This is a genomic window from Pontibacter sp. FD36 (genome assembly GCF_015686655.1).
Lineage (GTDB): Bacteria > Bacteroidota > Bacteroidia > Cytophagales > Hymenobacteraceae > Pontibacter.
The window spans coordinates 73,279-90,351 of sequence record NZ_JADPMP010000013.1; the positions used below are offsets into that span (position 1 = coordinate 73,279).

The 17,073-nt window shown below is 48.6% G+C and carries 13 protein-coding genes; 8 read left to right on the forward strand and 5 right to left on the reverse strand.

The genetic code is table 11. The annotated features are described in order from the left end of the window. Positions 1 to 16: 16 nt before the first annotated feature. On the reverse strand, positions 17 to 1,012 hold the full coding sequence (locus tag I0P70_RS18060; protein WP_196120561.1) for an acyl transferase: 996 nt from the start codon (positions 1,010 to 1,012) through the stop codon (positions 17 to 19). A gap of 74 nt (positions 1,013 to 1,086) precedes the next feature. On the opposite strand from I0P70_RS18060, the gene I0P70_RS18065 reads away from it, so the two are divergent. Next, positions 1,087 to 1,704: a hypothetical protein gene (locus tag I0P70_RS18065; protein WP_196120562.1), complete on the forward strand. Its 618-nt coding sequence runs from the start codon at positions 1,087 to 1,089 to the stop codon at positions 1,702 to 1,704. 79 nt (positions 1,705 to 1,783) lie between these two features. Here the strand turns inward: I0P70_RS18065 and I0P70_RS18070 are convergent, their stop codons facing one another. After that, positions 1,784 to 4,192: a thiamine pyrophosphate-dependent enzyme gene (locus I0P70_RS18070; RefSeq protein WP_196120563.1), complete on the reverse strand. Its 2,409-nt coding sequence runs from the start codon at positions 4,190 to 4,192 to the stop codon at positions 1,784 to 1,786. Between the two features lie 191 nt (positions 4,193 to 4,383). On the opposite strand from I0P70_RS18070, the gene I0P70_RS18075 reads away from it, so the two are divergent. From I0P70_RS18075 to I0P70_RS18085, 3 genes are all read left to right on the forward strand, one after another. Next, complete coding sequence (locus I0P70_RS18075; protein WP_196120564.1) at positions 4,384 to 5,166, forward strand: DUF1573 domain-containing protein; 783 nt, start codon at positions 4,384 to 4,386, stop codon at positions 5,164 to 5,166. A gap of 323 nt (positions 5,167 to 5,489) precedes the next feature. Further along, positions 5,490 to 6,602 carry an alanine dehydrogenase gene (gene ald, locus I0P70_RS18080; protein WP_007655908.1) on the forward strand — a complete coding sequence of 371 codons (1,113 nt, stop codon included), beginning with the start codon at positions 5,490 to 5,492 and terminating at the stop codon, positions 6,600 to 6,602. A gap of 170 nt (positions 6,603 to 6,772) precedes the next feature. Beyond that, positions 6,773 to 8,650, forward strand: a complete 1,878-nt coding sequence (locus I0P70_RS18085; protein ID WP_196120565.1) for an LTA synthase family protein — start codon at positions 6,773 to 6,775, stop codon at positions 8,648 to 8,650. A gap of 41 nt (positions 8,651 to 8,691) precedes the next feature. On the opposite strand, the gene I0P70_RS18090 is transcribed toward I0P70_RS18085, so the two are convergent. Continuing rightward, positions 8,692 to 9,147 carry a type I restriction enzyme HsdR N-terminal domain-containing protein gene (locus tag I0P70_RS18090; protein ID WP_196120566.1) on the reverse strand — a complete coding sequence of 152 codons (456 nt, stop codon included), beginning with the start codon at positions 9,145 to 9,147 and terminating at the stop codon, positions 8,692 to 8,694. 90 nt (positions 9,148 to 9,237) lie between these two features. Here I0P70_RS18090 and I0P70_RS18095 point away from each other — a divergent pair, with 90 nt between their 5' ends. Together I0P70_RS18095 and I0P70_RS18100 are read left to right on the forward strand one after the other, a co-directional pair. Beyond that, positions 9,238 to 10,011 carry an AMP nucleosidase gene (locus tag I0P70_RS18095; RefSeq protein ID WP_007655911.1) on the forward strand — a complete coding sequence of 258 codons (774 nt, stop codon included), beginning with the start codon at positions 9,238 to 9,240 and terminating at the stop codon, positions 10,009 to 10,011. A gap of 8 nt (positions 10,012 to 10,019) precedes the next feature. Next, complete coding sequence (locus tag I0P70_RS18100) at positions 10,020 to 11,681, forward strand: amidohydrolase (RefSeq protein ID WP_196120567.1); 1,662 nt, start codon at positions 10,020 to 10,022, stop codon at positions 11,679 to 11,681. Between the two features lie 240 nt (positions 11,682 to 11,921). On the opposite strand, the gene I0P70_RS18105 is transcribed toward I0P70_RS18100, so the two are convergent. Together I0P70_RS18105 and I0P70_RS18110 are read right to left on the reverse strand one after the other, a co-directional pair. Beyond that, entirely contained in the window at positions 11,922 to 13,250 is a 1,329-nt protein-coding gene (locus tag I0P70_RS18105; protein ID WP_196120568.1) for an MFS transporter, read from the reverse strand. Between the two features lie 25 nt (positions 13,251 to 13,275). Next, positions 13,276 to 14,784: a hypothetical protein gene (locus I0P70_RS18110; RefSeq protein ID WP_196120569.1), complete on the reverse strand. Its 1,509-nt coding sequence runs from the start codon at positions 14,782 to 14,784 to the stop codon at positions 13,276 to 13,278. 309 nt (positions 14,785 to 15,093) lie between these two features. On the opposite strand from I0P70_RS18110, the gene I0P70_RS18115 reads away from it, so the two are divergent. Together I0P70_RS18115 and I0P70_RS18120 are read left to right on the forward strand one after the other, a co-directional pair. Next, positions 15,094 to 15,267 (forward strand): hypothetical protein, encoded by a 174-nt coding sequence (locus tag I0P70_RS18115; RefSeq protein ID WP_196120570.1) that lies wholly within the window; start codon positions 15,094 to 15,096, stop codon positions 15,265 to 15,267. 228 nt (positions 15,268 to 15,495) lie between these two features. Next, positions 15,496 to 17,070, forward strand: a complete 1,575-nt coding sequence (locus I0P70_RS18120; RefSeq protein WP_230392284.1) for an ABC transporter substrate-binding protein — start codon at positions 15,496 to 15,498, stop codon at positions 17,068 to 17,070. Positions 17,071 to 17,073 lie beyond the last annotated feature (3 nt).

Sequence of the window (17,073 nt, forward strand, 5' to 3'; positions counted from 1 at the left end):
GTTAGGCAACCGGATGTTAGGCGATCAATAGATTACAGCCCCGTATGTCAGAGTTATCAAATCGACCCAATACTTCAAAGGTCCCGTCCGGCTTCAAGCGCCCGATATCCTTCGTCTCAATAAAAGCACAAGAGTCTACATTGGCCAGGTCGATGACGTTGATGCCGCCTGAGCGCATATCCGGACGGATGTCGAAAGGATCGTTGAGATCGCGTAGGAGTACCCGCAAGGTATAGCCCGGATGGAAAAGACCATCACCCAGCGAATAAGCCTGCGACAGCAGCTCCGTCATGCCGTATTCTGAATGAATGGCGTCCACCCCGAAACCCTTCTTCAGGTAGGCGTGCAGTTCTTCCCGTATCATTTCCCGACGGCGCCCCTTCATACCACCGGTTTCCATGATGGTCACATGGCTGAAATCCTCCTGCCCTTTCAGTTCATCAGCCCAGTCAAGCAGGGCGTAGGATACCCCAATCAGCAGTACTTTTTTTCTTTTCTGCTGTGCCCTTTTTACAGTTTGTAACAGGTCATTATGGTTACGCAGGTAGAAGCCTTCCTCCTCCTGCCCCGACTGCTTGACAAAATAATCGACCATGGCCACGAGTGATGAACCACCCTGCTCCAGGTATGAAGGCAGCAGCGCCAGCACTACATAGTCAGTCAAAGGATCGTAGAATGACTCGAAAATTCGTTTTGTGGTGCGCAGGTACCATTCTAAGCTGGCTACCTGGTGCTGACTGCGCGTCATTTGGGTGGTGCCGCTACTATAGAAGGTCACCTCAGGTTCGAAAGTACCGGTTTTGACCTCGTGCGTCTTGAAAAACTCAATCGGCAGAAAAGGAATATCCTCGAGCTGAGTGACCTGCTTTGGATCGCGGCCTAAATGCTGCAGATATTCATGGTATACCTGATTATGCTCAGCCTGGTACCTGAAAAGGGCCAGGGCAGTTTCTTTAAAATCGAAAGACTGTTCTGCTAGTAATAACTGCAAATGTTGGGCTTTGAAGTCCATCCAAATTATTTATAACAATTCCTGTATCTGTTCGTTTGATTTAGTAAATTTAGCTTCATTTTCTGAGATCCCACATGAGATACTTGCTAAAGTATGGTGCGCCTAGCCTGCTATTGCTGCTGGCCCTTAGCTCCTGCCGTAAAGAGCCTGTCTATGACGTAGTACCCGAAATTGAATTCAGGCGTGTGGAGCAGTACCATTTTGTGGATACGCCATTCCCTCAAAGGCCGGATATCACCTCTTTACGAGATTCACTTGTGCTGGTCATCGGCTTTAAAGACGGAGACGGCAACCTGGGCCTTTCCAGTAACCGGGATTCCGAAGACTTTCAGCCTCCTTTTAATGAAGGCTCCCAGTACGAGCAGAATTTTCATACCGTGATGTACATCAAAGTACAGGATCCGAACAATCCAAGTAATTCCCGCTTTGAGCCCTACCCTTTCCCAGTGCCAGGCTTTCAGTTCTCGGGTCGCTTCCAGCGTCTGTCAGCTGATGATCGCCCGGAACCGCTGGAAGGCGAGATCAAATACAGCATCAACGAGATCAACGCATCCGAATTCCCCTTGCTGCGCCCCGGTGCTGTCATTAAATTTGACATCTACATCTACGACCGCACCACTCCTGTACCAAACCGCAGCAATGTCGTGACAACAGACGAAATAACCTTATTTCAGCCAGCAGTAGGTGGCTGACCGCTTCATTAAAGTATAAAAAGAGAGAGGCCCTGTATCATTTGGTACAGGGCCTCTCTCTTTTTATAGCACTACCTAATTAGTAGATCGTAGGATAAGCCTTTGGATCAGCTTCGTGCATGATCTCGTATACCGCCTCAAACACATCCTCCGGATTCGGCTTAGAGAAGTAGTCGCCGTCAGATGAGTACGGCGGACGGTGCGCATGCGCTGACAGGCACTGTGGCTTGGAATCCAGGTAACGCCAAGCGCCCTGCTCGTCCACCACCTGCTGCATCATATAGGCTGTTGCCCCTCCTGGCACGTCCTCGTCAGCAAACAGAACGCGGTTTGTCTTGCGGATGGAGTCTGTGATCATGTGCTCCAGGTCAAACGGCAGCAAAGATTGCACGTCTACCACCTCAGCCGATATACCAAACTCTTCCAACTGACGAGCGGCATCCATCACAATGCGGCACATAGAGCCGTAAGTCACGATGGTGATATCAGTGCCCTCCTTCAATACTTCCGGCTTACCAAGCGGCACAGTAAACTCACCAACGTTGCTAGGAATTCGCTCTTTCAAACGATAGCCGTTGAGACATTCTATTACCAGCGCCGGCTCATCAGACTTAAGCAGTGTGTTGTAGAAACCCGCCGCCTGCGTCATATCACGCGGTACTAACACATGCATACCTCTGATGCTATGCAGGATCATACCGATCGGAGAACCGGAATGCCAGATGCCTTCCAGGCGGTGGCCACGGGTACGCACGATCAACGGTGCTTTCTGGCCTCCTTTGGTGCGGTACTGCAAACAGGCCACGTCGTCAGACAGGATCTGAATAGCATATAATAAGTAGTCGAGGTATTGGATCTCGGTGATTGGGCGCAGGCCACGCAGGGCGGCTCCTATACCTTGTCCGATGATCGTACACTCGCGTATACCTGTGTCGGTTACGCGCAGCTCTCCGTGCTTCTCCTGCAGTCCGGCGAAAGCTTGGTTTACGTCACCGATGCGACCAACGTCCTCGCCGATAGCGAACACACGTGGATCACGGGCCAGCATGGCATCAAAGCAGGCCTGCAGCACCTCACGGCCGTCTACCACAGGGGCATCCTCGGCAAACTCAGGCTTGATTTCCTCTACTAACAGAGCAGCCTCTTCAGACTGGCTATATAAATAGGAGTTGAAACGATCCGCATTTTCCCCCATGGTCTGCTCCAGCCAACCCACCAGTTCACGCTTGGCCTGGTTGTTTTCGTCACGCACGTAGCGCAATACTTTGCGTACTGCTCTCACCGCATCGCTGCGGATAGGAGTTGACGTTTTGCGAAGCTCTTCAGTAATAGTGGCGATCTCTGTGATATGCTCACTGGCAGCTGCCAGGTTATCCATTAGCTTCAGAGCCTCCTCGTGATCGGCCTTGATGCTATCTGCAAAAGCGGTCCAGGCGGCAGTACGAGCCTGGCGCACGGCTTCTTTGGCTTCATTTTCAATCTGATCAAGCTGGTCAGTAGTTGCTATCTCATTAGACAGCATCCATTCGCGCATCTTCACGAGGCAGTCATACTCTGCTTCCCAAGCCAGACGGTCTTTAGACTTATAGCGCTCGTGCGAACCAGAAGTAGAGTGCCCCTGCGGCTGTGTTACCTCTTCCACATGCACCAATACAGGCACATGTTCTTCGCGGCATACCTTTACGGCTGCTTCGTAGGCTTCGCAGAGGGCGGCATAGTCCCAGCCTTTCACTTTAAATATCTCGTAGCCCTGCTCCTCGCGACTGTTGCGCTGGAAACCGGCCAGAATTTCAGAAATACTGCCTTTGGTCGTCTGGTACTCAGCCGGCACAGAAATACCGTAGCCATCGTCCCATACTGATACCAGCATCGGCACCTGTAATACGCCAGCTGCGTTGATGGCCTCGAAGAACATGCCTTCTGAGGTGGAAGCGTTACCGATCGTACCGAAAGCCACCTCGTTGCCGTTCACTGAAAACTGCTGCATCCCCTGCAAATCAGGGTTTTGGCGATACAGCTTAGAAGCATAAGCCAGACCTACCAGGCGTGGCATTTGCGAAGCGGTAGGCGAAATATCAGAGCTGGAGTTTTTTTGCTCCATCAGGTTTTTCCAATTGCCCTCCTCGTCGAGCAGGCGGGTACCGAAGTGTCCGTTCATCGCACGACCGGCTGTGGAAGGCTCGGCCTCCACATCGGTATGCGCATATAATTGAGCAAAGTACTGCTGGAGCGTCAGTTCGCCAATGGCGAACATAAAAGTCTGGTCACGGTAATAGCCAGAGCGAAAATCGCCATTCTGGAAGAACTTGGCCATGGCCAGCTGGGCAACTTCTTTGCCATCGCCGAAAATACCGAACTTGGCTTTACCCATAAAAACCTCCTTGCGGCCGGCAAGGCTCGCATGGCGGCTCTCCCACGCAATACGATAGTCGTTGAGTATTTCCTGAGTGCTTAGTCTTTGAGTTATAGATGCTTCAGCAGTTTGCATGTCTTGTCTGTAAAAGCTAATGATGGATTTTCTCTTCAAAAGTACAGAAGATTAGCCTAAAATCAAATTAGGGCCCTTCTGCCGCCTAATCAGGCATAGGAATTGTTACTGTTTTTTTGTCAAAAGATTTTATATCTTTGTTTGTTTGCAGAACCTCTTTTTACTTTCGCAAAATTTCTTTACTTCGCATTATGAACAGAAAATTTTACTTCCTTACATTCCTTAGCCTTCTGTTGGCTGGTTTTTCAGCCCAGGCGCAGGGCGAGCTCAAGTTTGAGAAAGAGACCCACGATTTTGGCACATTTGCCGAAGGTATGATCGCTTCTTACGAGTTTGTAGTGAAGAACGTAGGCGACAAGCCTGTGGTTATAGCGCAGGTACAGCCATCTTGCGGTTGCACCACACCGGAGTGGACTAAAGACCCCATCATGCCAGGCAAAACAGGCGTGATCAAGGCGATGTACAACAGCAACGGCCGTCCCGGGCCCTTTCACAAGTCTATTTCTGTGATCTCAAATGCTGCTACACCTCAGGCTGTTATCTTCATTAAAGGAGAGGTTGGACCAAAAGATTTAAAAACTAGTTACACGCCGGAACAAAAAGCAAACTCACCGCGTTTGGCTGTTGGAACTACTTCACACAGCTTCGGAAAACTTGAAAAAGGACAAAAAGCGGTGGCAAAGTTCACAATCAAAAACACAGGTCGGCAGGACCTTGTAGTGCAGGGCGTGAAGTCAAACTGCAACTGTGTAACCTATAAAGTTTCGGAACCAGCATTAAAACCGGGACAGCAGGCAACTTTGGAACTAACCTACATTCCTACAATGTTAAAGGAGCAAAATGAGGTAGTAACCATCGTTTCAAATGATATTGTAATGCCAGACCTTAAGCTCACGCTGAAGGCAAATGTAGTAGAGAGTCTGGCTCAAAAGAATATGTTAAGGGAAGGCAATCAGCCAGTACCTTTCAGATAGTTTTTTTCATAGTTTTATTTTGTACTAATGGCAGTGATTTTATCACTGCCTTTTTTCATTTTATACCTTTTGGTTCTGGCATTTTGGAATAAGTAGGATACAATTTGAAAGTATCCCCATCATTCACTCCCCGATCGCTTGTTCAAGTCCGTCTGTCGTACAGGATCATACCCCCTCCCATCCTATTCCAAATCCCTTTAAATCAACCGCGTGCAAATGTTTATACAATCTTAAAGCAGGTTTCTTGTTTAGCCTTTTATTTCAAGATAGATATGGTATATTTGCGCAGCTTTTCCAATATCTAATACTATAAATAGAACGACATGATTATTGGTGTTCCAAAGGAAATCAAGAATAACGAAAACCGCGTAGGCGTAACTCCAGCCGGCGTGGTGGAACTGGTGCGCAATGGCCACACCGTGTACGTACAAGCTACTGCCGGCGAAGGCAGCGGCTTCCCGGATGATATGTATACCCAGGCTGGTGCTTCTATCCTGCCTAGCATTGAAGAGGTATACGGTATCGCTGAGATGATCATCAAGGTGAAAGAGCCGATTGAGTCGGAGTACAGCCTGATCAAAGAAGACCAGTTGCTGTTTACCTATTTCCACTTTGCTTCATACGAGCCGCTTACGCACGCTATGATCAAGCAAAAAGCGGTTTGCCTTTCTTACGAAACGGTAGAGCGCGCTGACAGAAGCCTTCCATTGCTGGTGCCTATGTCAGAAGTTGCCGGCCGCATGTCAATACAGGAAGGTGCCAAGTACCTGGAGAAACCACTGAAAGGCCGTGGTATTCTGCTGGGTGGCGTACCAGGTGTGCGTCCTGCCAAGGTGATGATCCTGGGCGGTGGTGTGGTAGGTACCAACGCAGCCAAAATGGCCGCAGGTATGGGTGCCGACGTAACCATCCTTGACACGAACCTGGCCCGTCTGCGTTACCTGGACGATATCATGCCAGCCAACGTGAACACTTTCATGTCTAATGAATACAACATCCGCGAACTTCTCCCTACGCATGACCTGATCATTGGCGCTGTGTTGATCCCAGGCGCTAAGGCTCCTCACCTGATCACACGCGACATGCTGAAGGAAATGCGTCCGGGTACAGTGGTAGTAGACGTGGCAGTTGACCAGGGTGGTTGCATCGAAACCTGCAAGCCGACTACGCACGAGAACCCAACTTACATCATCGATGATGTAGTGCACTACTGCGTAGCCAACATGCCTGGTGCCGTTCCTTACACTTCAACACTGGCTCTTACCAACGCTACCCTGCCTTACGCTATCCAACTGGCGAACAAAGGCTGGAAGCAGGCTTGCGCAGACAGCAATGAGCTGAAGCTGGGCTTGAACGTGGTACAGGGCAAAGTAGTGTACAAAGGTGTGGCAGAAGCCTTCAACCTGGAGTACACAGACGTTAACTCTGTTCTTTAATTAAGGTATAGCCTTTCTATAAATGGAGCGCCTTCCTGATCTGTTCGGGAAGGCGCTCCTGTTTTGTGCAGACTATCGTAAAGCGCACCATTTTCGGTATCTTTGTGTTCCAATGCCGGCATGTCTCCCTACAGAGACAGCCATGATGCTAAGATTCTCTTATTAAACAGATGTTTGACAGTTCATTTCAAGTGCTGCTGCGGCGCCTAGGGCTTGTTTTTCTGCTCTATACCTTGCTGCGTGCCGTTTTCTTCGTCTTTAACTTCGATCACTTTGCCGAAGCCTCCGCCGGGCAGGTGGCATTGGCCTTTGTGCACGGATTCCGCTTTGATGTAGCGGCACTGGTGATCATAAACTCCCTGTTCATACTGCTGTCGCTGCTGCCCCACGGTAACCTGCAGCACCCCTCCTACCAACGTGTACTTCAGTGGCTGTTTGTGCTCACCAACGCACCATTTATCGCCCTGGCGCTCGTCGATGTAGAGTTCTTTAAGTTCATAGGCAGGCGATCGGGCAATGAGGTGTTTACCATTACAGGCGATGTACTGGGGCAATTAGGGCAACTGGCCAGCTATTACTGGTACATGGGCCTTGTCTTTGCAGGCCTGGTCTTCGCGATCATCAAGCTATACCCAAAGCCCGCTGCTATACCTGATCAAAAACCTGTGCTTTGGCTGCGCTACCTGCGTCTGCTGTTGGTAGCGGGTTTTGTAGTGTTGGGTATACGAGGCGGTATACAGCTAAAGCCATTGCGCCCGGCACACGCTTTTGTGCACGAGCATGCTTCCTTGGGGCACCTTTCGCTTAATACACCTTTTACATTTATCAAGAGCATAGGCAAAACCACTTTAGAAGAAAAACACTTTTTTGCGTCAGACGAAGAAATGCTGGCCAGTTTGCCAGTTAAGCCGGGCAGGTATGCTATACCTGCCGGGGAGCCGATTCAGGAAAACGTGGTGCTGGTCATTCTGGAAAGCTTTGCCTCCGAGTATGTAGGAGCTCTGAACAACGGCGAGGGCTATACCCCTTTTCTGGACTCGCTGGCCAGTGAGGGGCTTCTTTTCCGCAACAGCTTTGCTAATGGCCGCAAATCCATTGAGGCGCTGCCTTCCATCCTGTCGGGGCTGCCTTCGCTCCTGCCTGATCCTTACATCACTTCCCCTTACCAGTCCAACACAGTATACAGCGCCGGGCATCTGCTGCGAAACGCTGGCTATACAACTGCCTTTTTCCACGGCGCGATTAACGGCACCATGGGTTTCAATCAGTATACCCAAATGGCAGGTATACAGCACTACTATGGGTTGGATGAGTATCCTTCAGAGTTCCGGGCAAAGCATTTTGACGGCAACTGGGGTATCTTTGATGAGCCTTACCTGCAGTACACGGTGCAGGAAATGAGCACATTCCCTCAGCCCTTCTTCAGCACTGTCTTTACGCTCAGCTCACACCAGCCTTATACCGTGCCCGCCCAGTACAAAGGCAGGTTCCCGAAAGGCGAACTGGAAATACACGAGTCTGTGGGTTATGCTGATTATGCCCTGCGGGAATTTTTCAAAACAGCTTCCCAGCAGCCCTGGTACGAGAATACCCTGTTTATACTGGTAGCCGACCATACCCAGAAAAGCATACGACCGGAGTACCAGCAGGAACTGGGTTATCACCGGGTACCGCTCCTATTGTTTCATCCGGCAAAAAAACTGAAGGCTGATGTGCAGAAGGTGACGCAGCATGCCGATATCCTGCCGACGATTGTAGATTACTTAAGATTACCGAGCGATAAACTGCTGCTATTCGGACAGTCGGTGCTTGACAGTGCCGCAACGGGTCATGCAATCATTTACAATGGGATGTCGTATTACCTGGTGCAGCAGGAAGGTGTGACAGAGTTAACGGCATCGGACGAACTACGCTTCCATACTTTCCCGGAACTGGCACCTGTCGAACAGGCAAATACTGCACATGAACAGCAACTGAAAGCCTATGTGCAGTACTTCAAAAACAAAATGGTGGCTAATGACCTGTATTTCTGGCTGCAGAAAAAGTAAGCTGGAAACCCTAAAAAAGCAATTTTTGTAAACCCTAAGCCCTATACCTCCACTCCGGAAGCCGGTGGTATACCTTGCAACGGTGTAAACTGCCGCGTCTCAAAATCCACTTCCCAGCAGTAGTGCTCCATGCCATTGGTGATGACTACATAGCGGGCTTGCAGTACCTGATTGTACACTGATACCTGTTTCACGACATCCTGCGTAATGGGTACATGCGCAGCCTTGCACTCGACAAGCAGATAAGGTTTGCCTTCCTGATCGTACACACACATATCGGTGCGTTTCTGCAACTTGTTGTAGGTAGTGCCCCGTTCAATACTGATAAGGCTTTTAGGATAGCGGTAGGTCCCGATCAGGAAATGCACGAAGTGCTGACGAACCCACTCTTCTGGCGTAAGCAGCACATATTTGCGGCGAAGCGCATCAAATATCATGACATTAGCGCCAGAATGCTTAATTTTGTAATCAAATGTCGGTAAGTTCAGCATTTCCATACCGCAATTTACCAAATTTACAGCCTCCGCCCCAGCAAACTCTCCCTTGCCAAGGCGGCTTTTTTATACCTAATTACTTATATTTAAAACATGAAGAGCAAAGAAGAAATTGTAGGCGACTGGTTACCAAGGTATACCGGTGTGCCTTTAGATGAATTTGGCGAGTATATCCTGCTCACGAACTTTATCAATTATGTGCGTATGTTCGCCGACCGTTTCGGCGTGGAGATAAAAGGCCTCGACAAACCGATGCAAACGGCGACGGCCAATAACATCACCATCATCAACTTCGGTATGGGCAGCGCCATGGCGGCCACCGTGATGGATCTGCTCTCCGCCATCAAGCCGAAAGCAGCCCTTTTTCTGGGTAAGTGTGGTGGTTTGAAAAGAAAAACAGCTATCGGTGACCTGATCCTCCCAATCGCGGCTATCCGCGGCGAGGGTACGTCCGATGACTACCTGCCACCAGAAATCCCGGCTCTGCCGTCTTTCCGTCTGCAGCGTGCCGTATCGTCTATGATCAAGAAGCACGAGATGGACTATTGGACCGGTACGGTGTACACTACCAATCGTCGCGTGTGGGAGCATGATGAGGACTTTAAAGAGTACCTGCGCCAGATCCGTGCCATGGGCATCGACATGGAGACCGCCACGATTTTTACGGTAGGCTTCATCAACGAAATCCCGCACGGTGCCCTGCTGCTCGTATCGGACAACCCGATGATTCCGGAAGGTGTGAAAACCTCTGAGAGCGACAAGCTGGTGACCACTAATTATGTAGAAAAACACCTCAGTATAGGTATAGACTCCCTGATCGAGCTGATCAATTCGGGTGAGTCAGTGAAACACATGCGTTTCGAATAAGCAGATACATGAAAAAAACACTACGTTCCTTTGCAGCCACTGCCCTGCTGGGCCTCACCCTCCTGAGTAGCTGCAACACCACCAACACCGGCAGTGAGTCGGTTGACCTGATCGTGTACAATGGCAACGTGTACACCGTGAACGAGAACTTTGACCAGGCCGAGGCCTTTGCCGTGAAAGACGGCAAGATCGTGGCAGTGGGTACGACAGCTGACATCCGGGCCAAGTATAGCGCCACTGAAGAACTAGATGCTGAAGGCAAAACCATCTACCCCGGCCTGATCGATGGACACGCCCACTTTTTCCGTTATGGCCTGGCCCTGCAATCGGCTGACCTGGTAGGCACCACCTCGTTCAAAGAAGTGGTGCAGAAGGTTGTGGACCAGCAAAAAGCCTATCCGGAAGCAGACTGGATTACAGGACGCGGCTGGGACCAGAACGACTGGGCGGTGAAGGAATTCCCGACAAAGGACACGCTGGACCAACTCTTCCCGGACACGCCCATCATCCTTACCCGCATTGACGGCCATGCCGCACTTGTAAACCAGAAAGCACTGGATTTGGCAGGTATAACACCACAAACAAAAATGGTGGGTGGCCTGGTGGAAGTGGAAGGTGGCAAAATGACCGGTATCCTGATCGACAATGCCATTGATAAAGTAACAGCTGTTATACCTGAAGCGGACGAACAGGAGCAGCGACAGGCCTTGCAGAATGCTGAGAAGAACTGCTTTGAAGTGGGCCTTACCTCTGTTGCGGATGCCGGTCTGGACAAATCAACCGTTGACCTGATGGATGCCATGCACAAGAACGGTGAACTGCAAATGCGCGTGTACGCCATGATGAATCCGGGCAAGGTAAACCAGGATCACTATTTCGCAAACGGACCTTACAAGACTGACCGCCTGAACGTGCGCTCCTTCAAGGTATACTCTGATGGTGCATTGGGCTCCCGTGGTGCCAACCTGCTCAAACCCTACAGCGACCGCCATAATCATTACGGCTTTTTGCTGGCTTCTGAACAGGAGTTCCGCGACATAGCCAAGCTGCTCAACCAGCATGGTTTCCAGATGAACACCCACGCCATTGGCGACTCTGCCAACCGCTTGCTGCTCGACATCTACGGTGAAGTACTGGGTGGTAAAAACGACAAGCGCTGGCGTATAGAGCACTCTCAGATCATCAACCCAGCCGATATGGACAAGTTTGGCAGGTATAGCGTACTGCCATCAGTGCAGCCTACGCATGCTACATCGGATATGTACTGGGCTGGTGACCGCCTCGGTAAAGAACGCATTGCACATGCCTACCCATTCAAGCAACTGCTCGATCAGAACGGTTATATGCCACTCGGAAGTGACTTCCCGGTTGAGGATATTAACCCTGTTTATGGTTTCCATGCAGCAGTAGCCCGTCAGGATGGCGAAAACTGGCCAGAAGGCGGCTTCCAGATGGAGAATGCCCTGAGCCGCGAAGAAGCTTTGCGCGGTATGACAATCTGGGCTGCGAAAGCTGCTTTCGAAGAAAAAGAAAAAGGCAGCATTGAGCCTGGCAAGTTCGCTGACTTCATCATCGTAGATCGTGACCTGATGAAAGTTCCAAACGACCAGATGCGTGACCTGCAAGTACTCCGCACCTACGTGAATGGAGTACAGGTATACAAAAAGTAGGATTGAGTTTGAGAGTTTAGCAGGCAGAGACTTTATAATGTAAGGTCGTGCTAGAAGGGCAAACGGTTTCAGAGACAGGTATAAAATGGTAACTTCTTTTAGGGAGGTTGTAATCTGTCCGAATCGTGCTCCAAATAATCAGCAAACTACAAGAAACAAGTGAGCATTCAACTCCCAATCTAAACCAAAAGCGGCAGCCTGATCAGGCTGCCGCTTTTGGTTTAGGCACGTCAGCTATACCTAGCTAGCTACTGCCTCTGTTTCGCCTTGCGGCTCCAGGGACTTTTTACCTTTGATGAGCGAAAGGAAGATAAGGCCTAACACGAAGAAGATAATCAGTGCCAGGATGCTGTAGCGCATCGAACCAGTTACCTGCGCAACCGCTCCGTAAGCCAGGGTACCGAGCATGATCGAAACTTTCTCGGTCACATCATAAAAGCTAAAATAAGAAGCATGATCCTGTGTGGTGGCCGGAATCAGTTTGGAATAGGTCGATCGGGAGAGCGACTGAATGCCTCCCATCACGGAGCCAACTACAGCCGCCAGGGCATAAAATTCATATGCGGTGGTGATAAAATAGGCTGCTATGCATATCCCAATCCATATAATGACAGCGATGATCAGAGCTCTGATGTTGCCATATCTGGCTGAGAGTGCTGCAAAACCGTAGGCACCGGCAATGGCCACCAGTTGAATGATCAAAATGGTAATGATAAGGTTATCGCTTGGCAGTTGCAACTCTTCTATACCAAACAGCGTGGCCACATACATCACCGTCTGCACCCCCATATTAAAGAAGAAATAGGCCAGCAAGTAGCGTTTAAGTAAGTGCAACTCCTTTACCTGATTCAGGACTTTCTGCAGCTCCTTCACACCATTCAGGATCCAGCTCCCCTGCGGATTGCGTCTGTATACGTTGGCTGGCAAATGATAAAAGGTGTACTGAGCAAAGCCAAACCACCAGATGCCTGTCGTCAGAAATGCTATGCGCGGCGGCAAACTTGTGTTTTCAGCAGCAATCCCAAACCACCCCGGTTGCAGGATCATGGCGAGATTGAAAAGCAGCAGGAGTACACTGCCTATATAGCCCATGGCAAAACCACGGGCACTCAAGCGGTCATACTGATCTTCGGTGGCGATCTCAGGCAGGTATGAGTTGTAGAACACGATACTCCCGGTGAAGCCTATGGACGCCAGCATGAAAAGCACAACCGATACTGAGAAAGTCTCTCTTGTAAAAAAGAAGAGCCCGGCGCATGAAATGGATCCCATGTAACAGAACAGCTGCATAAACAGCTTCTTACGGCCACTGTAGTCCGCAATGGCTGTCAGGAAGGGGTTCATGAGCACGATCAGCAGGAAAGAGCCTGACACTGCATAGGAAAACAGCACCGAACTCTGAAGCTCCAGCCCAAAGAAGCTTACGATGGTAGAGGCCGTTTCGGGGTGTTCGGATACTGCGCTATAGTAGATCGGGAAGATCGTAGAAATGATGACGAGCGAATAGACCGAGTTAGCCCAGTCATAGACGCACCAGGCCCTCGTGATGGTAGGGTTGTTTTTTTGCATAGCTGAAATATAGCAAAATATTTATTCAGCGTGTGCGTACCTTCAAATTCACTTCAGCTTTTGCCAGAATCTGCAGGATCAGATCCCATAAATGCTCATACGGTACAATTTCAATTTCTGCATAAGCATCTCCAGGAGCCGGTGTTTCCATCAGTTTCTTGTAAAGCACCTCCCCTTTTGTACGGCAAGCCACCGCATCGTAATCTTCTGTCACGGTGAGTACCAGCAGCTTTAAGAAAAGCTTACTACGTAAGCTAAAGGCATCTTTCAGGTGCGTAGAAACATATTTCTTGATGCTCTCGATGCGGTAAAGCAGCGCTTCTGTCTCGCCTCGTTCCAACAAATAAATGAATTGCAACGTGAGGATCGCTACATTAAAGCCCAGCTTATCTTTGCTGTACTCAGGCAGCGAAAGCAGGTATGGATTATTTGCCTCACCTTCCGGAACAGCTGCCTGCGGATAAATCAGCCTGAAGTACGACCGGTACAGCATCCAGCGTTCTTTGGCAATGGTAGGAATGGTTTGTAAGGCACTGTTTTCGATTACTTGCTGCAGCAGTATATCCGCCAGATCATACCTTCGAGCGTGCACGGCCAACAGGAAATAGTTTTCCATATAGGCAAACCAGTTTCGGGTAGACGGCTGGTAAAGCCCCAGGTTTTCCTGCGCATACATCAACCCATCACTCAGCTGCTTTGCCCTTAGGTGAGCATAAACCATGATAAAGTTGTTATAAGTCAGATCAAAGCGATGCGCGTTGATCTTATTCTGCTCAACCAATCTGAGTGCGTCTACTGTGATTGTAATAATATCCTTGAAATTACCCTCCAGTTCGTGATACCAGATATAGGCCCTGTAATAAGCATAGTAAGTGCTAAAAGTGCCTGATTCGTGCCATAGTTTTTCAAGTTGAGCTATTAAAACTGGCAGCTGAGGCAAAAATTCCTTCCTGGTCTTAGTTGATTTACGAAGTTGCATGTTAATGTGCTGGAACATAGAAATCGCTTCACGTTCCTTAACGAATCGCTGCATCGTCATCTTGAGATCTTCTTGGGCTACAGCAAACTTTTTGATCAATCCCTGATCTGAGTATCCCAAACAAAGTAGCTCAAGTGCAGATAGTTTCAGGTCAATGAAATCAAACTCCTGGGCTACAGCGAGTGCTTTGTTAGCTAAGTTTATCACCAGGTCAAACTCATAGCGGGCACGTACTATGTTTGCTTGGTATATTAGACTGTTACACTGAATTTCCTTCTGTCTTACAAAGTTCGCGGTGACCTTTTCAGCATTTACATAATTCAATTCATTAAAGAGCTTCTTTTTAACCCGGTGCTTCAGCATCTTATACCTTACATCATTTGGGTTAGCATTGTAAAGATCTTTTGCAGCCTCCTCATCTGATGAATAATGCCCGAGTTCTATTCCCTGAATGAATTTCTTTTCCTTAACACTTTGCTTAGGAAGTTCAAGCAAAGCTGTTTCAGCCTGACTACAGGAAAGAACGATATCAATCAGTTTTTTAATTTCCTTCATGCAAACTATCAAGTAAAAATTCTATATATTAGAAATCTGTTAGCTTTTTAAAAGTCAAAAAGCACGCTTTACTACTAACTTCAATAAATTTTAGCTTAAATGTAACTGACTAATGTTACTTTTAAAACTTAATTAGATATTAAAATGCAGATACAATAACATCTGTCTATACATTTATAGATTTTATAAATAAAGTATAAAATAATGTTTTTATATTGATAGTTACCTTTATCTAAAAACTTTCTTTTCTTTTCATCTGATCAGTTTGAATCTTTGTTACATAATAAACCGATTTAACCCCTAGAAATCATGGCAACTATCATCATCACTATCATTCTGAACCTGTTGTTGGGCACTCCTACTGACACTACTAAGGAAACAACAACTACTACAAGCACAACTACAACAACTAATACAAATAAAACTGACGACGCCATGAAGACAATGGGCGGCTCAGGTACTTGGACAACTATTGAGAAATAGGAAAGCAGTCGATTCTTGGGAATTGCTGTATTTTCCCTATCTTGCCTCTACCCGATTTTAGCTAAAGGGAGTCAAGATAAAATGAGGAAAACTCAAGCATTCCTACTAAGCTTATTATTACTATTAAATTTTTGCGGTCAGCCAGCACGGCAGCCTGATGAAGTACGTCTGCGCTTGGCTATAGACCCAGGAAACATAAGCCCTATTAACTACAACTCACAAGAGGCCTTGCAGATAATCAATCTGCTCTACCAAAGCCTACTGACTGTAGATCTTGAAGACAACACACTGAAGCCGAGTCTTGCCTCCGCTTTTCCGGAAGTGGAGCGCAAAGACTCGCTTACTTTTTTCCATTACCAACTACGCCCCGAGGCCGAATGGTCTGACGGAAGCCCCGTTACAGCGCAGGATGTGGCCTTCACCTTGAAGGTGCTGAAAGCTCCTTTTATCCGGAATGAGAGTATTCGCTCACAAGTTGAGTTTATACAAGACATCCAGTTAGACGCTTCTGATCCCAAAAAATTCACACTGGTTTGCCAGGGTTTTACACCTGAAATGCAACTCCTGACCGGTGACTTCTTTATTTTGCCAGCTTATCTACTTGATCCTCAGGGAAGTTTTTCAGCTATACCTTTCACTGCATTGTCACAGGCTGACAGCACCCAGTATAACACAGCTCATACACAAGCTGTGGCGGCGCGCTGCAACAAGCTGGGCGCACCAGATAGCAAAGACATATTGCAAGGAAGTGCCGGCTATAGACTAGCTGAGTGGGCCACAGGGCAGCACGTTGTGCTGAAACGCAAAGACAACTGGTGGGGGAAGAACACAGGCAATGCCGTCAGTTACCTCAACGCCAATCCTGAGCAGATTAATTTTCAGATTATACCTGACAATACCACGGCCCTACTGGCGCTCAAAAATGCGCAACTCGATGTGCTGGACAATATCCCTGTAAATGAATTTGAGCGACTACAGCAGGATGACAACTTCCTGAAAGACTATGAGCTGCATACCCCGCAAGGCTATGACCTGATCTACGCTGCGATTAACACGCGCAAGGCCAGGTTCCGCGACAAACGAACCCGGCAGGCTATTGCATACCTGATGGATGTGGACGGCATGATCCGGGTTAGCCAGCAGTCCTACGCTACGCCGACAGTAGGGCCTATACCTCCTGACCGGAAAGACTTTTACCACCCACAGCTACAGCCCCGCCCGTACAACCCTGAGCAGGCAGTTACGCTACTAAAAGCTGCTGGATGGATACAAGAGCAAAACGGCTGGTACAGAAACCTGAATGGCCAGCGGGAAGATTTACGTATTGAGCTGCTCTACAGAGCCGGCAACACCATGTACGAGCAAATGGCGCTTGTCTTTCAACAACACGCGGCCAAAGCAGGTATACCTGTGAGTTTGCAGCCGCTGGAGGGAAATGTTTACAACCAGAAGATAGAGCAACTGGATTATGACATGCATTTCAGAGGAATTTCAGGCAATCCTTTCGTCTTCAATTTCAAGCCCCTTTTTCACACAAGCTTTGCCGGCCCAGGCGGGTTCAACACAACTGGCTTTGGCACGCCTGAGAGCGATCAACTACTGAACCAGATCAATGAAACTGAAAGCGAAACTGAAAAAGCCCGGCAATTGCACAGATTACAGGAGATCATACAGGAAGAAGCTGCTTTTGTGCCGCTTTATTTCCGAAAAGAAAAAATAGCTATACACAGCAGGTTTACCAATACGAGGGTGTCGGGTGTACGCCCCTATTACGACCTAAGTTCATTTATGCTTAAGCCTTGATGA

Excerpts from the sequence above, each read along its gene's own strand:
- I0P70_RS18100 (WP_196120567.1), top strand. The coding sequence starts at position 10,020 with ATGAAAAAAACACTACGTTCCTTTGCAGCCACTGCCCTGCTGGGCCTC.
- I0P70_RS18065 (WP_196120562.1), top strand. The coding sequence starts at position 1,087 with ATGAGATACTTGCTAAAGTATGGTGCGCCTAGCCTGCTATTGCTGCTG.
- I0P70_RS18115 (WP_196120570.1), top strand. The coding sequence starts at position 15,094 with ATGGCAACTATCATCATCACTATCATTCTGAACCTGTTGTTGGGCACT.
- I0P70_RS18060 (WP_196120561.1), bottom strand. The coding sequence starts at position 1,012 with ATGGACTTCAAAGCCCAACATTTGCAGTTATTACTAGCAGAACAGTCT.
- I0P70_RS18075 (WP_196120564.1), top strand. The coding sequence starts at position 4,384 with ATGAACAGAAAATTTTACTTCCTTACATTCCTTAGCCTTCTGTTGGCT.
- I0P70_RS18095 (WP_007655911.1), top strand. The coding sequence starts at position 9,238 with ATGAAGAGCAAAGAAGAAATTGTAGGCGACTGGTTACCAAGGTATACC.
- ald (WP_007655908.1), top strand. The coding sequence starts at position 5,490 with ATGATTATTGGTGTTCCAAAGGAAATCAAGAATAACGAAAACCGCGTA.
- I0P70_RS18105 (WP_196120568.1), bottom strand. The coding sequence starts at position 13,250 with ATGCAAAAAAACAACCCTACCATCACGAGGGCCTGGTGCGTCTATGAC.
- I0P70_RS18070 (WP_196120563.1), bottom strand. The coding sequence starts at position 4,192 with ATGCAAACTGCTGAAGCATCTATAACTCAAAGACTAAGCACTCAGGAA.
- I0P70_RS18085 (WP_196120565.1), top strand. The coding sequence starts at position 6,773 with ATGTTTGACAGTTCATTTCAAGTGCTGCTGCGGCGCCTAGGGCTTGTT.
- I0P70_RS18110 (WP_196120569.1), bottom strand. The coding sequence starts at position 14,784 with ATGAAGGAAATTAAAAAACTGATTGATATCGTTCTTTCCTGTAGTCAG.
- I0P70_RS18090 (WP_196120566.1), bottom strand. The coding sequence starts at position 9,147 with ATGGAAATGCTGAACTTACCGACATTTGATTACAAAATTAAGCATTCT.